This window comes from Streptomyces formicae (genome assembly GCF_002556545.1).
Lineage (GTDB): Bacteria > Actinomycetota > Actinomycetes > Streptomycetales > Streptomycetaceae > Streptomyces > Streptomyces formicae_A.
Map to the genome: position 1 here is coordinate 1,884,908 of NZ_CP022685.1, position 17,208 is coordinate 1,902,115.

General features: G+C 72.7%; 13 protein-coding genes. 4 read left to right on the top strand and 9 right to left on the bottom strand.

All coding sequences use genetic code 11. The annotated features are described in order from the left end of the window. Window positions 1-53: 53 nt before the first annotated feature. Window positions 54-1,613 carry an acetolactate synthase large subunit gene (locus tag KY5_RS07705; protein ID WP_098241511.1) on the top strand — a complete coding sequence of 520 codons (1,560 nt, stop codon included), beginning with the start codon at window positions 54-56 and terminating at the stop codon, window positions 1,611-1,613. A gap of 12 nt (window positions 1,614-1,625) precedes the next feature. On the opposite strand, the gene KY5_RS07710 is transcribed toward KY5_RS07705, so the two are convergent. The 4 genes from KY5_RS07710 to KY5_RS07725 form a co-directional block, all read right to left on the bottom strand. Next, window positions 1,626-3,023: a hypothetical protein gene (locus tag KY5_RS07710; protein WP_098241512.1), complete on the bottom strand. Its 1,398-nt coding sequence runs from the start codon at window positions 3,021-3,023 to the stop codon at window positions 1,626-1,628. Continuing rightward, window positions 3,010-5,904 (bottom strand): peroxidase family protein, encoded by a 2,895-nt coding sequence (locus tag KY5_RS07715; protein ID WP_098241513.1) that lies wholly within the window; start codon window positions 5,902-5,904, stop codon window positions 3,010-3,012. The genes KY5_RS07710 and KY5_RS07715 overlap by 14 nt, the downstream gene beginning before the upstream one ends. Before the next feature lie 361 nt (window positions 5,905-6,265). Next, entirely contained in the window at window positions 6,266-6,685 is a 420-nt protein-coding gene (locus KY5_RS07720; RefSeq protein ID WP_098247109.1) for a YchJ family protein, read from the bottom strand. A gap of 38 nt (window positions 6,686-6,723) precedes the next feature. Further along, window positions 6,724-7,425, bottom strand: coding sequence for a FadR/GntR family transcriptional regulator (locus KY5_RS07725; RefSeq protein ID WP_098241514.1), 702 nt, complete (start codon window positions 7,423-7,425; stop codon window positions 6,724-6,726). Between the two features lie 181 nt (window positions 7,426-7,606). Between KY5_RS07725 and KY5_RS07730 the strand changes: the two genes are divergently transcribed. Together KY5_RS07730 and KY5_RS07735 are read left to right on the top strand one after the other, a co-directional pair. Beyond that, window positions 7,607-8,113, top strand: a complete 507-nt coding sequence (locus tag KY5_RS07730; RefSeq protein ID WP_098241515.1) for a gluconokinase — start codon at window positions 7,607-7,609, stop codon at window positions 8,111-8,113. A gap of 82 nt (window positions 8,114-8,195) precedes the next feature. After that, the gene (locus KY5_RS07735) at window positions 8,196-9,593 is read left to right on the top strand and encodes a GntP family permease (RefSeq protein WP_098241516.1); all 1,398 of its coding nucleotides are present in this window, start codon (window positions 8,196-8,198) and stop codon (window positions 9,591-9,593) included. A 351-nt stretch (window positions 9,594-9,944) separates the two neighbouring features. On the opposite strand, the gene KY5_RS07740 is transcribed toward KY5_RS07735, so the two are convergent. The 5 genes from KY5_RS07740 to KY5_RS07760 all read right to left on the bottom strand — a co-directional run bounded on the left by KY5_RS07740 (window position 9,945) and on the right by KY5_RS07760 (window position 15,838). Further along, window positions 9,945-10,559, bottom strand: coding sequence for a cytochrome b/b6 domain-containing protein (locus KY5_RS07740; RefSeq protein ID WP_098241517.1), 615 nt, complete (start codon window positions 10,557-10,559; stop codon window positions 9,945-9,947). Continuing rightward, window positions 10,543-11,208, bottom strand: a complete 666-nt coding sequence (locus KY5_RS07745; protein WP_098247110.1) for a molybdopterin-dependent oxidoreductase — start codon at window positions 11,206-11,208, stop codon at window positions 10,543-10,545. The genes KY5_RS07740 and KY5_RS07745 overlap by 17 nt, the downstream gene beginning before the upstream one ends. 156 nt (window positions 11,209-11,364) lie before the next feature. Continuing rightward, complete coding sequence (locus tag KY5_RS07750) at window positions 11,365-12,930, bottom strand: APC family permease (protein WP_098241518.1); 1,566 nt, start codon at window positions 12,928-12,930, stop codon at window positions 11,365-11,367. A 91-nt stretch (window positions 12,931-13,021) separates the two neighbouring features. After that, entirely contained in the window at window positions 13,022-13,984 is a 963-nt protein-coding gene (locus KY5_RS07755) for a hypothetical protein (protein WP_098241519.1), read from the bottom strand. 198 nt (window positions 13,985-14,182) lie between these two features. After that, a complete protein-coding gene (locus tag KY5_RS07760) occupies window positions 14,183-15,838 on the bottom strand; it encodes an FAD-binding dehydrogenase (protein WP_098241520.1) in 1,656 nt (551 codons plus the stop codon). A gap of 245 nt (window positions 15,839-16,083) precedes the next feature. Here KY5_RS07760 and KY5_RS07765 point away from each other — a divergent pair, with 245 nt between their 5' ends. Beyond that, window positions 16,084-16,971: a DMT family transporter gene (locus KY5_RS07765; RefSeq protein WP_098241521.1), complete on the top strand. Its 888-nt coding sequence runs from the start codon at window positions 16,084-16,086 to the stop codon at window positions 16,969-16,971. Window positions 16,972-17,208: the final 237 nt, after the last annotated feature.

The following is a 17,208-nucleotide window of genomic DNA, read 5'->3' on the forward strand; positions in this document are numbered from 1 at the left end:
GTCGGCCACCGACGCCCCCGCACACCCTGCCCACCGAGCAGAGGCGGACCGCCATGCCGAACGGAGCGCAGATCCTGATCGAAGGACTCGTGGGCGCGGGGGTCCGCGCCTGCTTCGCCAACCCGGGGACCTCCGAGATGCACTTCGTGGCGGCACTGGAGGACGCCTCCGCACTGCGTCCCGTGCTCTGCCTCTTCGAGGGCGTCGCCACCGGCGCGGCCGACGGGTACGGGCGGATGACGGGACGGCCCGCGTGCACGCTCCTCCACCTGGGCCCCGGGCTCGCGGGCGGCCTCGCCAACCTGCACAACGCGCGGCGCGCCGCGACCCCGCTGGTCAACGTCGTCGGCGACCACGCGCTGCGCCACAAGCGGCTCGACGCGCCCCTGGAGTCCGACATCGAGGCGCTCGCCGGAACGGTCTCCGGCTGGACGCGGCGCACGTATCACGCCGCCGAACTCGCGGGCGACGTCGCGGAAGCGGTGGCCGCCGCGACCGGGCCGCCGGGGCGCATCGCGACCCTGGTGGTGCCCGCCGACGTCTCCTGGTCGGACGCGGGCGACCCGCCCGCCGCCACACCGCCACGCCCCGCCAGGCGCGGGCTCGTCTCGGTGGACGCGGTGACCGGCGCCGCCGACGCGCTGCGCTCCGGCGAGAGCGCGGCCGTGCTGCTGGGCGGCGAGGCCGTGCGCGGGGCCGGGCTCGCGGCCGCGGCGCGGATCGCCGCCGCGACCGGCGCGGAGCTGCTGTGCGAGACGTTCCCCGCCCGTGCCGAGCGCGGCGCGGGACGCCCCGTCGTCGAGCGGCTCGCCTACCTCCCCGCCGCCGCGCGGCGCAGGCTCGCGGGCGTACGGCACCTGGTGCTCGCCGGGGCCACGTCGCCCGTCGCCTTCTTCGCCTATCCCGGGCAGGACGGCGACCTGCTCCCCGAGGGGTGCCGGGTGCACACGCTCGCGGCGGGCGCGGAGGACGTGACGGCGGCGCTCGCTGGGCTCGCCGAGGTGCTCGGGCCCGGATCCCCCGTACCGGAGGAGGCCGCGCGGCCCGCGCTGCCCTCGGGCGACCTCACCGCCGAGACGGCGGCCGCCGTGATCGGGGCGCTGCTGCCCGAGGGCGCCGTGGTCGTGGACGAGGCGAACACCTCGGGGCTCTGGCTGCCCGGCGCCACCGCGGGCGCGCCGCCGCACGACTGGCTGACGCTGACCGGCGGGGCGATGGGCCAGGGGCTGCCGCTCGCCGTGGGCGCCGCGGTGGCCTGCCCCGAGCGGCCCGTGCTCGCGCTGGTCGGGGACGGCGCCTCGATGTACACGGTGCAGGCGCTGTGGACGCAGGCCAGGGAAGGGCTCGACGTCACGACCGTGGTCTTCGACAACCGGTCGTACGCGATCCTCAATCTGGAGCTGGGGGCGGTGGGGGCCGTCGCGGAGGGGGCGCGGGCCCGTCGGCTGCTCGACCTCTCGGGCCCCTCCCTCGACTTCGTCGCGCTGGCGCGCGGCATGGGGGTGCCCGCCGAACGGGCGGACACCGCCGAGGAGTTCGCGGCCCTGCTGAAGCGTGGCCTCGCCGAGCCGGGGCCCTTCCTGATCGACTGCGTGGTGCCGTCGCTGGTGTGACCCCCGGTGCGGTCAGCCGTCCCAGAGGCCCTCGTGCCGACGGTGCGCGTCGGTCAGCCCGTTCCTGAAGAACCTCTCGTAGTACTCGGTCTCCACGTGGTGCACCTGGAGCCACACCCCGGGCACGTGGATCGCGTCCGTGTGCGCGGGGAAGCGGCGGTGCGTGTCGTGGATGTACTGGCAGATGTCGCGCGCGCACTCGACGACCCGTTCCTCGTACGCGCTGGCCTCCGCCAGATAACGCTGCCCGTACTGCTCCTTGTAGATGCGCGCGAACACGTCCTTGTCCCCGTAGACGCCGCCGGGCCCGAACTTGTCGCGGATCACCGTGTCGACCGCCTCGCGCATGGTGCGGTGGGCGGGCGGGCACGCGGCCGCGATCAGCGTCTCGCCCTCGGGGGACGTCAGGCCCACCGGATGCGCGCGCACCGTCGCGTACTTGGGGAGCGGCACGTGCCAGCGCCACAGGTCGGGCAGGCGCCAGCGCGGGGTGACGAAGGAGAAGCCGAGCATGCGGCCGTAGGCGCGGGAGAACTTCGGGTCGCCCAGGGCGATCTGAGGGTTGACGGAGGCGTGGATCCAGGCACCGAGTCCCATCGCCTCGGCGGTCAGCATCAGGTTCTGCAGGAGCAGGTCCGCCTCGATCTGGGTGCGCAGCGGGCCGAGGGCGCCCAGCGGCAGTTTCAGGTCGCCGTTGAGGAAGCCGTTGCGGACCCATTTCTTGACGCCCGCGGGACGGTAGAAGTTGCGGTCGTCGACGAGGGTGGGGCGGGCCTGGTCGGGCTGGGTGAGCAGGTACATCAGGGCGTTGATGTACTGGTGGGAGAGGTCCACGACGGGGAACAGGAGCGTCGTTCCCGGCAGGTTGGACAGGAAGCGGTTCGAGTCGAGGTAGGCGGGGAAGTCGCGCAGCCCTTCGGCGACGTCGAGCCGGTGGTCGAGGACGCGGACCTTCGCGAGCCGCGCCCGCTCGACCAGGCGCCGCGCGTCCAGGGGTGCGGAAGGGGCAGGGGGCAGCCTTCGCAGGAAGTAGGTGCCCGAGTCGTTGATCAGGAAGAAGTGCGTGGCCTGCGCGTTGTCCGGGCTGCCCGCGGTGCGGCCCGCCATGGTCATGTTCGGCTTCGCCATGATGGGCGTGCCGTCGCGCGGGTCGTCGAAGGGACGGTCCGGCATCGTCAGGCCCGTGCACCCGGTCAGCGCGATGAGGACCGCTTCCTCCAGTTCGGACAGGGGGCGCGGCTCGTGCGTGGAGCGATGGCTCATCGAGCCCGCGGGGACGTCGGCACCTCGGCTCACCCGGTGCGTGCGGCGCCGCCAGACCGTCTCCAGGAGCGGTCTGGCGAACAGGTCCGCGAGGCCGGGGTGCCCCGGGTCGCCGGGGACTCCCGGGCCGTCGTCAGCCTCCGGCATGTCCGCCCCCGCCCCCGCCGCTGACCGGCTGCACCTGACGCCAGGGCGCGAACGCGCTCGCGCCGCGCGGCAGCAGGCCCGCGAGTTCCGGGGCGTGCCGCAGGAGCACCGACTTCATGCCGCCCTTCTGCACCCAGTCCATGCCGAGCGGGGTGTAGATCTCGGGGCGGAAGTCGACGGTCAGGAAGCGGTCGCTCTGGAGCCGCCGGGTGGCCATCAGGATGAAGATGCGGAAGGCCGTGTCGCTGAAGCCGAAGCCGTGCGGCGGGTTCTCGGCGAACAGGCCGACGACGGTGTCGATCTCGTCGACCGAGCGGTAGACGTCCTTGAGCCGCGCGACGGTCCCGGGGTCCTCGCTGAGGTCCTCGAAGCGCCGGATCCGCTCCTTGTGCAGGCCCGCGCGGAAGTCGTTGTAGCGGGGCACGCCGCGCCTGCGGGTGCGCACCAGGTCGACCACGGAGAGGTCGATGATCTCGCCGTCGCGCTCGAACCGCTGGAGCGCGCGCGGGAAGTTGTGCAGCGTGATCGCTCCGGGGTGGGCGATGCCGAGGGAGTACAGCGTGTCGGCGAGGCCCGTCTTGCGGATGGCCGCCTCGGCCGCGCCGCCCTGGATGTCGTTGAAGGTGAGGGCCTCCAGGCGCTGCCCGAAGTGGTGTTCGCGCATCTCGTAGTCGTCGGGGATCAGCGGGTGCATCCGGTAGACGGTGACGAAGTCCTCGGTGAGGGAGTACGGCGCGCCGTGGTGGTCGGGGAGCGTCTTGGGGATGCCCGTCAGCGAGTGGGATTCGAGGAGCCACAGGCCGAGCTTGTTCAGCCAACTCTGCGGCGGCCCGTCCCAGTTGGTGTGCAGACCGAGGTCGATGGCCTCGGTGGCGAGGATCGCGGGCGTCCACTCCACCGTGTGGATCTTGGCGATGAGGGCGGAGACGACCAGGCGTGCCGTGTGGTAGCGGCTCTCGGCGCTCATCGAGGGGTAGGCCGCCCGCAGCGCGTCGCAGACCGCGTTGTGCTCGCGGGCGAAGAGCGTGTGCATGGCGCTCAGGCCCAGCCACCAGCTCTCGGCGAAGCCGGTCAGGGGGATGCCGTTCTGGCCGATGGGCAGATGGCCGTCTTCGAGGCGGAGCTTGTCGCCGCCGTCGGGCTCCCGCAGGAACCTCGCGGTCTGCTCGCTCTCGCCGTAGACCTCAGAACCGTCCCACCAGTGCGAAGCGGCATTGGCGAAGAGGAGCGGCGGCTGGTCGCCGGGCAGCTCGATGCCCTCGTTCTCGGCGAAGCGCATCACGCGCTCGGCGGGGCCGCCCGGGGTGTTGTGCCAGGTGCTCCCGGCCGGCAGGGGCACCTCGACGGCCTTGCCGCCGGGCTTGTGGCGCGGGTGGTTGACCCAGTCGTGGACCTGGAACTGGATCCAGGCGGCGGCGAGGACGTTCAGCGACGTGGCGGGCAGGAAGGTGTCGCGGTACAGGAGTTGGCGGCTGACGGTGACCGGGTTCGGGGTGTCGAAGAGGTCGGGCCGGTACTGGGGGGCGAGGTTGCGCCCGAAGGGTGCGCCGACGGCGCCCATCGTGGGCGCGGAGAGGTCGTTGTACGTCCCGTCGTAGGACCGCGCCGTGCGCAGCCTCTCGTCGACGGGCGCGGGCACGGGGACCGCCTTCGGGGGCGCCTCGTGCGGGTCGGTGTCGATGAGGTTGAAGCGGCGCAGCGCCTGGCGCAGGAAGACGAGGTTGAGCAGGCTCGCCTGCAACGGCAGCTTGTGCCAGGGCACGAAGCGGTTCAGGAGCCGGAACGCGGCGCCGACGGGCACGCCGAGCACCTTGTTGCGCAGCGGCTCCTCGGTGACGAAGCGCAGTCCGTGCCGGTAGGCGGCGCTCGCCTCGTAGGCGGCCTTGCGGGCCCTGTTGAGGTTGCCCAGCGGACGGAAGTCGTCGGTGGTGTACCAGGGGTTGAAGCCGATCACCTCGACGCGGCCGCCCGCCGCGCGGGCCTCGGCGGTGTCGAGGTCCTGGCTCGGCACGGTGAGCGTGGCCACGGGCAGCGCGGGCGCGACGGACTCCAGCCACTCCACGGAGCCGTCCTCGACGGGAGTGCGCACGGCGTCGGCGTACCGCTGGACGCAGAGCTCGAAGGCGACGTCCTGGCGGGCGAGCCGGGTCTCCAACTCCCGCCGCAGGTACTGCGGATCGCGGCGTCCGGAGCCCGCCTTGGCGGTGGTGGCGCTGCCCGTGGGACGCAGCAGATAGCGGACCGGGCCCGCCTCGCCCCACAGGATGGCGCCGCGGCTCCAGTACGTCTCACCGGCCAGGCTCTCGACGGTGTGGCGGGCGGCGGCCCGGACGTTGCGGCGCATGCGGGCGGCGGTCGAGAGGCCGACGGCGAGCGGGAGTTTGACCAGCAGCCCGACGGCCTTGCGCAGCGGGGTCGTGGCGCCCGCCATGGCCTTGGCGAAGGCGACGAACTCGCGGGCGTCGCGGGCGTGCGAGACCGGGTGGTTGGTGGCGAGCAGGTCGTGGCTCTCGCGGGCGGACACCGTCACGCGCACCGCGGCGCCGCGCAGGTCGGGGGCTCCGTCGGCCTGCCGGATGCCGCTGGCGTTGGAGAGCCGCACGGTCGCCGCGTACTCGGCTCCGGGCTGCGCGAAGCCCTGCCGCAGGGCGTCGGGCAGCTCGTCGTGGAAGCGCAGCCGGGCGTTCTCCACGCCGAGCGCCGCCTTCTCGTGGAAGGCGCGGCCGGGGGTGGCGGCCCCCGCGCCGCGCCGGTTCTTCTCCTGAACCTTCATCAGTTCCTGGGCCAGGCGCTCGAACAGCAGGCGTTCCGCTTCCGGGCTGCCGCCCAGGTGGCGCTCGTAGCTCTGCTGGCTCTGCTGGTGCTGTCCGGTGTCGGCCATCGGGCGCCTCTTTCTTCGCGCGGCGTACGGGACTGCGTGCGCGGGACCGCGGATGCGTGCACGGGACCGCGAAAGGGACAGGAAGCAGGCAGACGCTACTGGTGGCACCGGTCGCCCGCAGCGCCGGTTCCCGCCTATGTGCACGGCCGCTCCGCCACCTCGAACAGGCGGGCGGGTCAGGGCATTTGGGCCCGTCGGCGGCGTCGGGGGCCCCGCGCGGCCGCACCCCGCGCGCCGCGGACACACCCCGTGTGAACCTCCGCTTCCCAGCAGTCCCACGCGCACGGGTACACCGATGGCCGGGTCACGTCGGTTCTCGGACAGGCGTCCGCTGCGGACCCGGCGCGCGGTCGCCCCCGGTTCAGTCGATGAACGTGCCGTCGACGTACACCCATGCTCCGTCGACGCGTTCGAACGTGCTGTGTTCGTGCAGGGAGTCCGCGCGGCCCCCGTCGGTGTACCGGGCCAGGAAGGTGACCGTGCCCCTCGGGTGGAACGCCGTGCCCTCGGTGGTGTCCTCGATGGTCAGGCCCGTCCAGCGCGTCGCGGGGTCGAACTCCACGCGCGGCGGCCGCGTCCTCGGGTGCCAGGTGCGCAGGAGGTAGCCCTCGTCCCGGACCGCGAACGCGCTGTAGCGGGAGCGCATCAGCTCCTCGGGGGTGGCCGCCGCGGCCTCGCCCCGGTGCAGCCTGCCGCAGCACTTCTCGTACGGCACGGGGTGGCCGCAGGGGCAGTTCGCGGGGCGTGCGGTACGGGCGGGGCGTGCGGCGCGTCGGGACATGGTGCCCATTGTCGCCGACCGTCCGGGGCTCCCCCGCCTCAGGGCGCGAGGATGTCCAGCTCCTGGAGGGCGCCCTCGGCGATCTCCCGCGTCAGGGCCTCGGCGCGGGCCGCGTCCCCCTCGCGCACCGCCTCGGCGACCCGGACGTGCAGGGTGACGGCGGGCGGGTCCGGGTCCTCGAACATCACCTGGTGTGCGGTACGGCCGGTCAGGACCTCCGCGACGACATCGCCGAGCCGGGCGAACATCTCGTTGCCCGAGGCGTTGAGGATCACCCGGTGGAAGGCCACGTCGTGCTTCAGATAGCCCTCCAGCTGGTGCCCCCGCGAGTGGGCGACCATGCCGAGCGCGCACGCGGTGAGCTCGGCGCACTGCTCGGCGGTGGCGTGCCGGGCCGCGAGTCCCGCGGCGACGGGCTCGATCGCGGACCGCAGCACCGTGAGCGAGCGCAGCTGGCGCGGCCGGTCGGCGCCCGCCAGACGCCACCGGATGACCTGCGGGTCGTAGACGTTCCACTCCTCGGTGGGCAGTACGGTCACGCCCACGCGGCGACGGGAGGCGACGAGGTGCATGGACTCCAGGACCCGGACCGCCTCGCGCATCACGGAGCGGGAGACCTCGAGGCGCTGGGCCAGCTCGTCGGTGCGCAGCACGCTGCCTGGCGGGTACTCCCCCGCGGTGATGGCGGGCCCGAGGCTTTCCAGTACGCGGGAGTGCAGCCCTCGGGCCTGTGCGGTCATGACGGAAGCCTACGAGGAGTGGCCCGGGAACAATAAGTCAGACTTTTACATCACAGGCACTTGAATTCGTCAGACCTAATGGGTTTCAGTGGCGTGAACGCGTGGACCGGGGCCACCCCCCTTCGGTCCCGGTCCGCGCGACCGATGTCGATGAGGACATGAAGACAGCGAGGCACCAGCGATGAGCACCCCCCACGTCGTCGTAGTCATGGGCGTGGCAGGAACCGGCAAGACCACGATCGGCCCCCTGCTCGCGGACCGGCTCGGCGTTCCCTACGCCGAGGGCGACGACTTCCACCCGGCGGAGAACATCCAGAAGATGTCCTCCGGTACGCCGCTCACCGACGACGACAGGTGGCCGTGGCTCGATGCCATCGGCGCCTGGGCGCACGGCAGGGCAGGACACGGCGGGGTGGTCAGCAGCTCGGCGCTCAAGCGCGCCTACCGCGACCGGCTCAGGGCGGCCGCGCCCGGCGTCGTCTTCGTCCACCTCACCGGTGACAGGGCCCTCATCGAGGAGCGGATGTCGCACCGCCAGGGCCACTTCATGCCCACGGCGCTGCTCGATTCCCAGTTCGCCACGTTGCAGCCCCTCGGGGCGGACGAGGCGGGTGTCGACGTCGATGTCTCGGGTGGCCCCGAGGAGATCGCCGATCGGGCCTTCGAGGCGCTTCACCTCCTCGGCTAGGCAATTCGTCTGCGGGCCGCATCGGGCTGGTCGCGCAGTTCCCCGCGCCCCTTACGGGGCACCCACGCACAAGGAAACAACCGTGACCCATCTCAGCGTCGAGATGCTGGCAGCGGACCCCGTCGAGCCGATCACCTCGGCGGGCCATGCCCAGCTGGGGATCGCCGTCCTCGCGGGCATCGCCGTCATCGTCCTGCTCATCACCAAGTTCAAGCTGCACGCCTTCCTCGCGCTGACCGTCGGGTCACTCGCGCTCGGCGCCTTCGCTGGCGCGCCGCTGGACAAGGCGATCGCCAGTTTCACCACCGGCCTCGGCTCGACCGTCGCGGGCGTCGGCGTCCTCATCGCCCTCGGCGCGATCCTCGGCAAGCTGCTCGCCGACTCCGGCGGCGCCGACCAGATCGTCGACACGATCCTCGCCAAGGCGGGCGGGCGCGCGATGCCCTGGGCGATGGTGCTCATCGCCTCGGTGATCGGTCTGCCGCTCTTCTTCGAGGTCGGCATCGTGCTGCTGATCCCGGTCGTCCTGATGGTCGCCAAGCGCGGCAACTACTCGCTGATGCGGATCGGCATCCCGGCGCTCGCCGGTCTGTCCGTGATGCACGGGCTCATCCCGCCGCACCCGGGTCCGCTCGTGGCGATCGACGCGGTCGACGCCAACCTCGGTGTCACGCTCGCGCTCGGCGTCCTCGTGGCCATTCCCACGGTGATCATCGCGGGCCCGCTCTTCGCCAAGGTCGCGGCCCGCTGGGTGGATGTCCCCGCCCCTGAGAAGATGATCCCGCAGCGTCCCTCGGAGGACCTGGACAAGCGCCCCGGCTTCGGCGCGACCGTCGCCACGGTGCTGCTGCCCGTCGTCCTGATGCTGGCCAAGGCGCTGGTGGACATCGTGGTGGACGACCCCCAGGCCACGGTGCAGCGGGTCTTCGACGTCATCGGTTCGCCGCTGATCGCGCTGCTCGCGGCGGTGATCGTCGGGATGTTCACGCTGGGCCGTGCGGCGGGCTTCACCAAGGACCGGCTCTCGACGACGGTCGAGAAGTCGCTCGCGCCGATCGCGGGCGTGCTGATGATCGTGGGCGCGGGCGGCGGCTTCAAGCAGACGCTCATCGACGTCGGCGTGGGCCAGATGATCCTGGACTTCTCCAAGGACTGGTCGATCCCCGCGCTGCTGCTCGCGTGGCTGATCGCGGTGGCGATCCGTCTGGCGACGGGCTCGGCGACGGTCGCGACGATCTCGGCGGCGGGGCTTGTCGCTCCGCTGGCGGCCGACATGTCGACCTCGCACACGGCGTTGCTGGTGCTGGCCATCGGTGCGGGTTCGCTGTTCTTCTCGCATGTCAACGATGCGGGGTTCTGGCTGGTCAAGGAGTACTTCGGTCTTGACGTGGGGCAGACGATCAAGACGTGGTCGGTGATGGAGACGATCATCTCCGTGGTGGCGGGTGGGCTGGTCCTGCTCCTGTCGCTGGTCATCTAGCGCGCCGTCTCCTCGGGGCTCCGCCCCGGACCCCGCTCCTCAAACGCCGGAGGGGCTGAGAATCGCTCGCCTTCCGCCACCGGGCAGACATTCCTGCGGCCGGGCTGCACATCGCAGCCCGGCCGCGAACGTCTCAGCCCGTCCGGGGGAATCTCAGCCCGGCCGGCGGAATCTCAGCTCGTCCGGGGGGAATCCCAGCCCGTCCGGGGGAATCCCAGCCCGTCCGGCGTTTGAGGACGAGCTCGGCGCAGCCGGTGATCAAAGCCGACGACGGCGGGGACCGAAATATCGAGCCCGTCCGGCGCTTGAGGACGAGCTCGGCGCAGCCGGCGACGTGACGTCAACCCCCTGTCACCGTCGCCACAGCGCATGCTCCCGCTCCACCCACCCCGGGTCCACAGACCCGGTCCGCATGCCCCGCCGCGCCTCGGGATCCCCGAGCGCCATCCCCACGTGCCCGGCGAGCACCACCCCGATGGCCAGCGCCAGCCAGTCGTGCACGAACGTGCTCCCCGTGCGCCACGCCAAGGGTGCGAGGTGCGTGAACCACATCAGCAGCCCCGTGCCGAGCATCACGAGCACCGCCCCGGCCAGCCACCCGGCGAACACCTTCTGACCCGCGTTGAACTTGCCCGCCCCGGGCCTCGGCCCGCGCCGGAGCGCCGCCCGCAGCCACGCGCCGTCGTGCGGACCGAAGCGGTTGAGCAGGCGCAGGTCGCCGCGGAAGGCACGGGAGGCCAGGCCCGCCAGGAACGGGGCGGGGAGCAGCAGCCCGGACCACTCGTGGACGGTGACCACCAGAGCGCGGCGGCCCACGAGCTCGGCGAACTGGGGGACGTAGAGGCAGGCGGCGCTCGCCACGCACACCCCCATCAGCACGGCCGTGAGCCGATGCACCCACCGTTGGGCGCGGCTGAACCTGCGTACGCGTTCCGGCGCCCCGGCCACCTCAGACAGTCGGCTCATCGTCCCGTCCGTTCGACCGGCCGACCCACGCGTCCACGTCGTAGCCGCGCCGCTCCCAGTAGCCGGGCACGACCTCGTCGGTCAGCGTGATGCCGGAGAGCCACTTGGCCGACTTGTAGAAGTACATCGGGGCGGCGTAGAGGCGGACGGGACCGCCGTGGGTGTGGCCGAGCGGCGCGTCCTGCATGCGCAGGGCGACAAGGACGTCCTTCCTGCGGGCCTGTTCGAGGGTGAGGCTCTCGCTGTACGTCCCGTCGAAGCAGGTGAACCGTACGGCACGGGCCTCAGGACGCACTCCCGCGGCGTCCAGGAGCCGGCCGAGCCGTACCCCCTCGAACGGCGTCCTCGGCACCCGCCAGCCCGTCACGCACTGCACGTCGCGGACCAGACGCGTCTGCGGGAAGGCGCGCAGCGCGGCCAGGGTGTGGGTGACGGGCCGCTCGACGAGTCCGTCGATCCTCAGGCGGTACGACGACGGGCTCTTGTGCGGCACGGAGGCGGCGACCGAGTAGTAGCGGAACCCACCGCCGTTGGGCAGGAGTTCGGTCAGGCCCGTGGGGTCCTTGTCGGCGGCGGCGCCGAGGAAGGCCTCGAGCCCGCGCTGGAGCGGGGGCGCGGCGGCCACCCCCAGGGCGCCCAGGCCGAGCATGCCGAGGACGATGCGGCGCCCGACGGGCGTTCCACGCCCGTCGTCCCGCCCGGCGTCCCGCCCCTCGTCCGCTTCGGTCTGTCGCGTGGTCACGCTTCGATTCGAGCACTCGCGGCCCCCGGAGGCCAGGGGCCGCGTGCGGTCGTCAGCGTTCCGTCACATCTCCGCGCCGCCGGACGCCTTCTCCAGCTGGAACGCCTCGTTGCCGAGCCCGATGCGGGCGTGCGCGGCGGGGTTCCTGGAGCGCAGGACCACGCCGTAGACCACGCCGATCAGGGCGGCGAGGAAGATGATGCCGGGCAGCACCCAGCTGAGCGCCGAGTCCTTGCCCGCGCCGACCAGGACGTCGAAGTCCTTGACGGTGTACCCGGCGATGACGAGCAGGCCGACCGTGGCGAGCGCGGACGCGGTGATCCGCCACACCTGGGCGCGGGCCGCTCCCCTGCGGACGAAGAAGACGATGACGGCGATCGACGCGGTGGCCATCAGGAGGATCACGCCGAGCGCGCCGATGTTGCCGCCCCAGGTGAACAGGTGCAGGACGGGCGCGGTCGGGTCGCCCGCGGGGCCGTCGTCGGCGACGGCGAAGCCGATGACGACCACGACGGAGACGACGGTCTGGAGCAGCGATCCGGTGCCGGGCGCGCCGGTCGCGGTGTTGGTGCGGCCGAACGCGGCCGGCAGCAGCCGCTCGCGGCCCATCGCGAAGGCGTAGCGCGCGACGACGTTGTGGAAGCTGAGGATCGCCGCGAACATGCCGGTCACGAAGAGGACGTGGAGGACGTCGGTGAAGGTGCCGCCGAGCCGGGACTCGGTGAGGTTGAACAGCAGTCCCGCGCTCTGTTCCTGGGCGGCGGGGACGATGCCGGAAGGGCCCGCGGCGACCGTGAGCGCCCAGGAGCTGAAGGCGAAGAAGATCGCGACGAAGCCCACCGCGAAGAACATCACCCGGGCCACGACGACCTGCGGGCGGCTGGTCTCCTCGGCGTAGACGGGCGCCTGTTCGAAGCCGGTGAAGGCCGCGATGCAGAAGCAGAGCGAGGTGGCCACGCCCGCGCCCGTGAGGGTGTCCGGGTTGAAGGCGTGCAGGGACAGGCCCTCCTTGGCCGGGTCCGCGACGGCCGCGATGTCGAAGATGACGACGAGCGCCACCTCGATGAGCAGCAGCACGCCGAGCACGCGCGCGTTGAGGTCGATCTTCAGCCAGGCGAGGACCGCGACGACGGCGACGGCAACGAGCGCCGGGATCCACCAGGCGACTTCGACCTCGAAGTACGTCTGGAGCAGCCCGGACACCTCGAAGCCGAGCATGCCGTACAGACCGGCCTGCAACGCGCTGTAGGCGACGAGCGCGACCAGCGCGGCACCGGCGCCCGCGGTGCCGCCGAGGCCCCGGGATATGTACGCGTAGAAGGCGCCCGCGTTGTGGACGTGCCGGCTCATCTCCGCGTAGCCGAAGCTGAAGAGGGCGAGGACGACGCCGAGGATGAGGAAGAGCAGGGGCTGTCCGACGACCCCCATCACGCCGTATGTGGTGGGCATGACACCGGCGACGACCATCAGCGGCCCGGTCGCGGCGAGCACGGAGAGCAGCAGCCCCGCCGTGCCGAGCCGCCCGGCCCGCAGCGCGGTCTCCTGGCCCTTGTACGTGCTGATGCCGGTGTCACCCGTCGGATCACCGAGGGTGCTGCTGCCGCTCGTGCGCGAACTGCCCGTCGCCATGGCGCGGTCGTCCTTTCGGGGGACTGATGGGAGAACTGGTGCGGGGAACTGCTGCGGGAAACCGCTGCGGGTCCTGATCGGGGACGCATGCTCAGGCCGATCCGAGCGCCGCGGCCCGCGCGGCGCCGAACGCCGCGTACGGATCCCGGTCGGGGTACGACCAGGGGGCCGAGGTCGCGTGCCTGCCGATGCGGTGGAAGAGCGCGGCGGTCTCGGCCGCCCTGCCCTCGCAGAACGTGGCGTGGGCGAGGAAGTTGAGGTCGACACAGGCGCGCGGATGCGTGGGGGCGCCGGGTCTCTGCCACTCCAGCCACCAGTCGAAGGCGGTCTTCATCACGCCGCGGGCGCGGCGCCCCGTCCAGTGCCCGGAGGCGGCCGGATCGGCGGATTCCAGGCCCGCGGCGGCAAGCACCCGGTAGCGCTCGGCGTGCGCGACGACCGGCAGGACCGCCAACGGCGAGGCGGCGGGTGCCTGTTCGACCGCCCAGGAGGCGAAGTCGTAGACCTCGTGCATCGGGTCCTGCCCGGCGGCGGGGCGCCGCTCGGCGAGCCTGGCCACCATGAGGTGGTGGGCGTGGTGGTGCTCGGGGTGCCGGTGGCGGACCTCGTCGAAGAGGCGCACGACGTCCTCCTCGCGGCCGAGGGATCGTTCGAGCAGGAGCAGCGCGAGCCAGGGCGTCGGATCGGCGGGCTGCCGCGCGGCCGCCTCGCGGCACAGGGCGCGCACCTTGTCCGAACGCGCCTTGCCGCGCAGGGCCTTGTGCACGGCGGCGAAGGCGAGCAGCACCTCGGCGTCGTAGCTCTCGGGCTCGGCGAGCCGCCAGTCGCGTACCCACGCCTCGGTGGTGGGTTCCTGCGCGAGGACGTCGAAACGGTGGCCCCTGCGGTCCCAGTCGCTCCCGGTGGCGGCGAGCAGGGCACGGACCTCGGTCCAGCGGCCCTGGGTCAACGCGGTGCGTGCGACGACGAGTTCGGCGTCGTCGAGTGCGGCGTCGAAGGCGTGCGCCGTCCGCTTCTTGCGGGAACGGCCCAGTGGGGGTGGGGGTGGTGACACCGCGGGACGTCCTCCCCGGCGCGGCTGCGTTCGGATGATCACGCACAGCAAAGCGGTAGGCGGCACTCCACGTCAAGACCCGCCCGTACGCTGGCTCTTCACCAACTCATCTCAGAATCTGCCGACTTCGCTCCTCACCTGGGGTAACCCCCGGTCGCCCGATGTATGCGCTTTACTTTCGCCGCCCGCGGTCAGCGCCTACCGGACGGCGGCCGCGGCCGCGCGCCCCGCCGCACGCCCCGAGAAGAGGCAGCCGCCGAGGAAGGTGCCCTCGAGCGAGCGGTATCCGTGCACTCCCCCGCCGCCGAACCCGGCGGCCTCGCCCGCCGCGTAGACGCCCTCCAGCGGCCGGCCGCCCTCGGTCAGGACCCGCGAGGACAGGTCGGTCTCCAGGCCGCCGAGGGTCTTGCGCGTGAGGATGTTGAGGCGCACGGCGACGAGCGGCCCGGCCTTGGGGTCCAGGATCCGGTGCGGGGCCGCGGCCCTGATGAGCCGGTCGCCGAGGAACTTGCGGGCGCCGCGGATCGCGGTGACCTGGAGGTCCTTGGTGAACGGGTTGGCGATCTCGCGGTCGCGCGCGGCGAGGGTGCGGCGCAGCGCGGCCTCGTCGATCAGCGGCTCCTTGGTCAGCGCGTTCATGCCGCGCACGAGCGCGCCCAGGTCTTTCTCGACGACGAAGTCGGCGCCGTGGTCCATGAACGCCTTGACGGGACCGGGCACTTCGGACCGCGCCCGGTCGATGACCCCGCGCACCGACTTGCCCGTCAGGTCCGGGTTCTGTTCGGAGCCGCTGAGCGTGAACTCCTTGCCGATGATGCGCTGGTTGAGCACGAACCACGTGTAGTCGTACCCCGTGCCCATGATGTGTTCGAGCGTGCCGAGGGTGTCGAAGCCGGGGAAGAGCGGCACGGGGAGGCGGTCGCCGCGCGCGTCCAGCCAGAGCGAGGAGGGGCCCGGCAGGATGCGGATGCCGTGCTTGTCCCAGATGGGGTGCCAGTTCTCGATGCCCTCGGTGTAGTGCCACATGCGGTCGCGGTTGATCAGGCGCGCGCCCGCGCCCTCGGCGATGCCGAGCATCCTGCCGTCCACGTGCGCGGGCACCCCGGAGATCATCTTCTCGGGCGGGCTGCCGAGCCGCTGCGGCCAGTTGGCGCGTACGAGATCGTGGTTGCCGCCGATGCCGCCCGAGGTGACGATCACCGCCTGCGCGCGGAACTCGAAGGATCCCGTCACCTCGCGGTTGCTGGCCTTGCCGCGCTCCACGGACGAGTCCTCCAGGACCTCGCCCGTGACCGTGTCGACGGCGCCCGCGCTGCGCCCGAGGCCGCTGACGCGGTGCCGGAACTTCAGCTGGACCAGGCCGCGCGCCACGCCCTCGCGCACCCGTCGCACGAACGGCGCGAGCAGTCCGGGGCCCGTCCCCCAGGTGATGTGGAAGCGCGGCACCGAGTTCCCGTGCCCCTGCGCGTCGTACCCGCCGCGCTCGGCCCAGCCGACGACCGGGAAGAACCGCACGCCCTGCCCGTGCAGCCAGGACCGCTTCTCACCGGCCGCGAAGTCGACGTACGCCTCGGCCCACTTGCGCGGCCAGTGGTCCTCCGGACGGTCGAAGGCGGCCGTGCCCATCCAGTCCTGGAGGGCCAGCGCGTGCGAGTCCTTGATCCGCAGGCGGCGCTGCTCGGGCGAGTCGACGAAGAAGAGCCCGCCGAAGGACCAGTGCGCCTGGCCGCCGAGCGACTGCTCGGGCTCCTGGTCGACGAGGATGACCCGGCGGCCCGCGTCGACGAGCTCCGCGGTCGCCGCGAGCCCGGCGAGCCCCGCCCCGATCACGATCACATCTGCGTCGTACGCCATAGGGGTCGTCCTCCTCGACAGGGTCCCGCAAAGTTACTGGTGGGTCAGATCCTGGATAGCGCGGTGACGGACGTCAACCGACAGACGGCGGAAGTTCGTCAAGCGGGCGGGCGCGGAGCGGGACGAAGGGGACTATCGTCGGCCAAGTACCCGCCCGCGCGGCGGTGTCACGGCAAGGCCGCTCCGCCGCGACGCCCCGCCAAGCACCCGTCCCCCGACCCGCCTTGAGCCCCGAGGTGCCTCACGTGCCGGTTACGGTCCTCCTCCTCTCCGTCGGTGCCGCCTGTTGCCTCGGATTCGGCTTCGTGCTCCAGCAGAACGCGGCGCGGCTCGCGCCGCTGAGCGACTTCCTCTCGCCCCGGCTGCTCCTCGACCTGGTGCGGGTGCCGCGCTGGCTCGCCGGGATCGGCCTGATGGTGTGCGGCATGGCGCTCGGCGCGGTCGCCCTCGGGCACGGCGAGGTGACGCTGGTCGAGCCGCTGCTGGCCACGAACCTGCTCTTCGCGCTCGCCCTCTCGCGCCACCAGACGGGCCAGCGGCTCGGCCGCCAGGGCTGGGCCGGGCTCGCGCTGCTCGCGGGCGGTGTCACGGCGTTCATCGTGGCGGGCCGGCCGCACGGCGGGGCCGCGGTGACGGATCCGGTGCGGCACTGGCTGATCATCGGCGTGATGGTCGGCGGCGCGCTGCTGCTCACGGCGTACGCCAAGCGGTCCCGGCTCAGCGCGGGGCCCGCCCTGCTCGCGCTCGCCGCCGGGCTCCTCTACGGCGTGCAGGACGCGTTGACGCGGGTGAGCGGGCAGCGGTTGTCCGCGGACGGCTGGGCGGGGCTTCTTGCCGGGTGGCAGCCGTACGGGGTGGTCGCGCTCGGCGTCGCGGGCCTCGTCCTCGTCCAGAGCGCCTTCGAGACGGCGCCGCTGCGGATGTCCCTGCCCGCGCTCACGGCGGCGCAGCCGTTGGCGGGGATCGCGTGCGGGGTGGGTTTCCTCGGTGACCGTCTGCACACCGATGCGGGGGCGCTCGCCTGGGAGGCGGGTGGGCTTCTCGGGATCGTGGTGGGGGTGGTGCTTCTTGGGTTGCACCCGGCCATGCCGAGGGGTGGGGCGGCCGGGGAGCGGGAGTTTCAGCGGGCCTGAGGCGGGGTGTCGCCTCACGCCGTGGCCGGTTCGTGTGCCGGTGGCGTCTGCGGGTTCGCTGTGGCTGGGCGCGGCCGTTCCCCGCGCCCCTGACCGGGCCGCCCCGGCCCGCGCCTCCAGCCGAGCCCGCACCGGGGCCCACCACGCCGAGGCCGTGCACACTCCCTGCGGGTTCGCTGTGGCTTGGCGCGCAGTTCCCCGCGCCCCTGACCGGGCCGCCCCGGCCTGCGCGTCCAG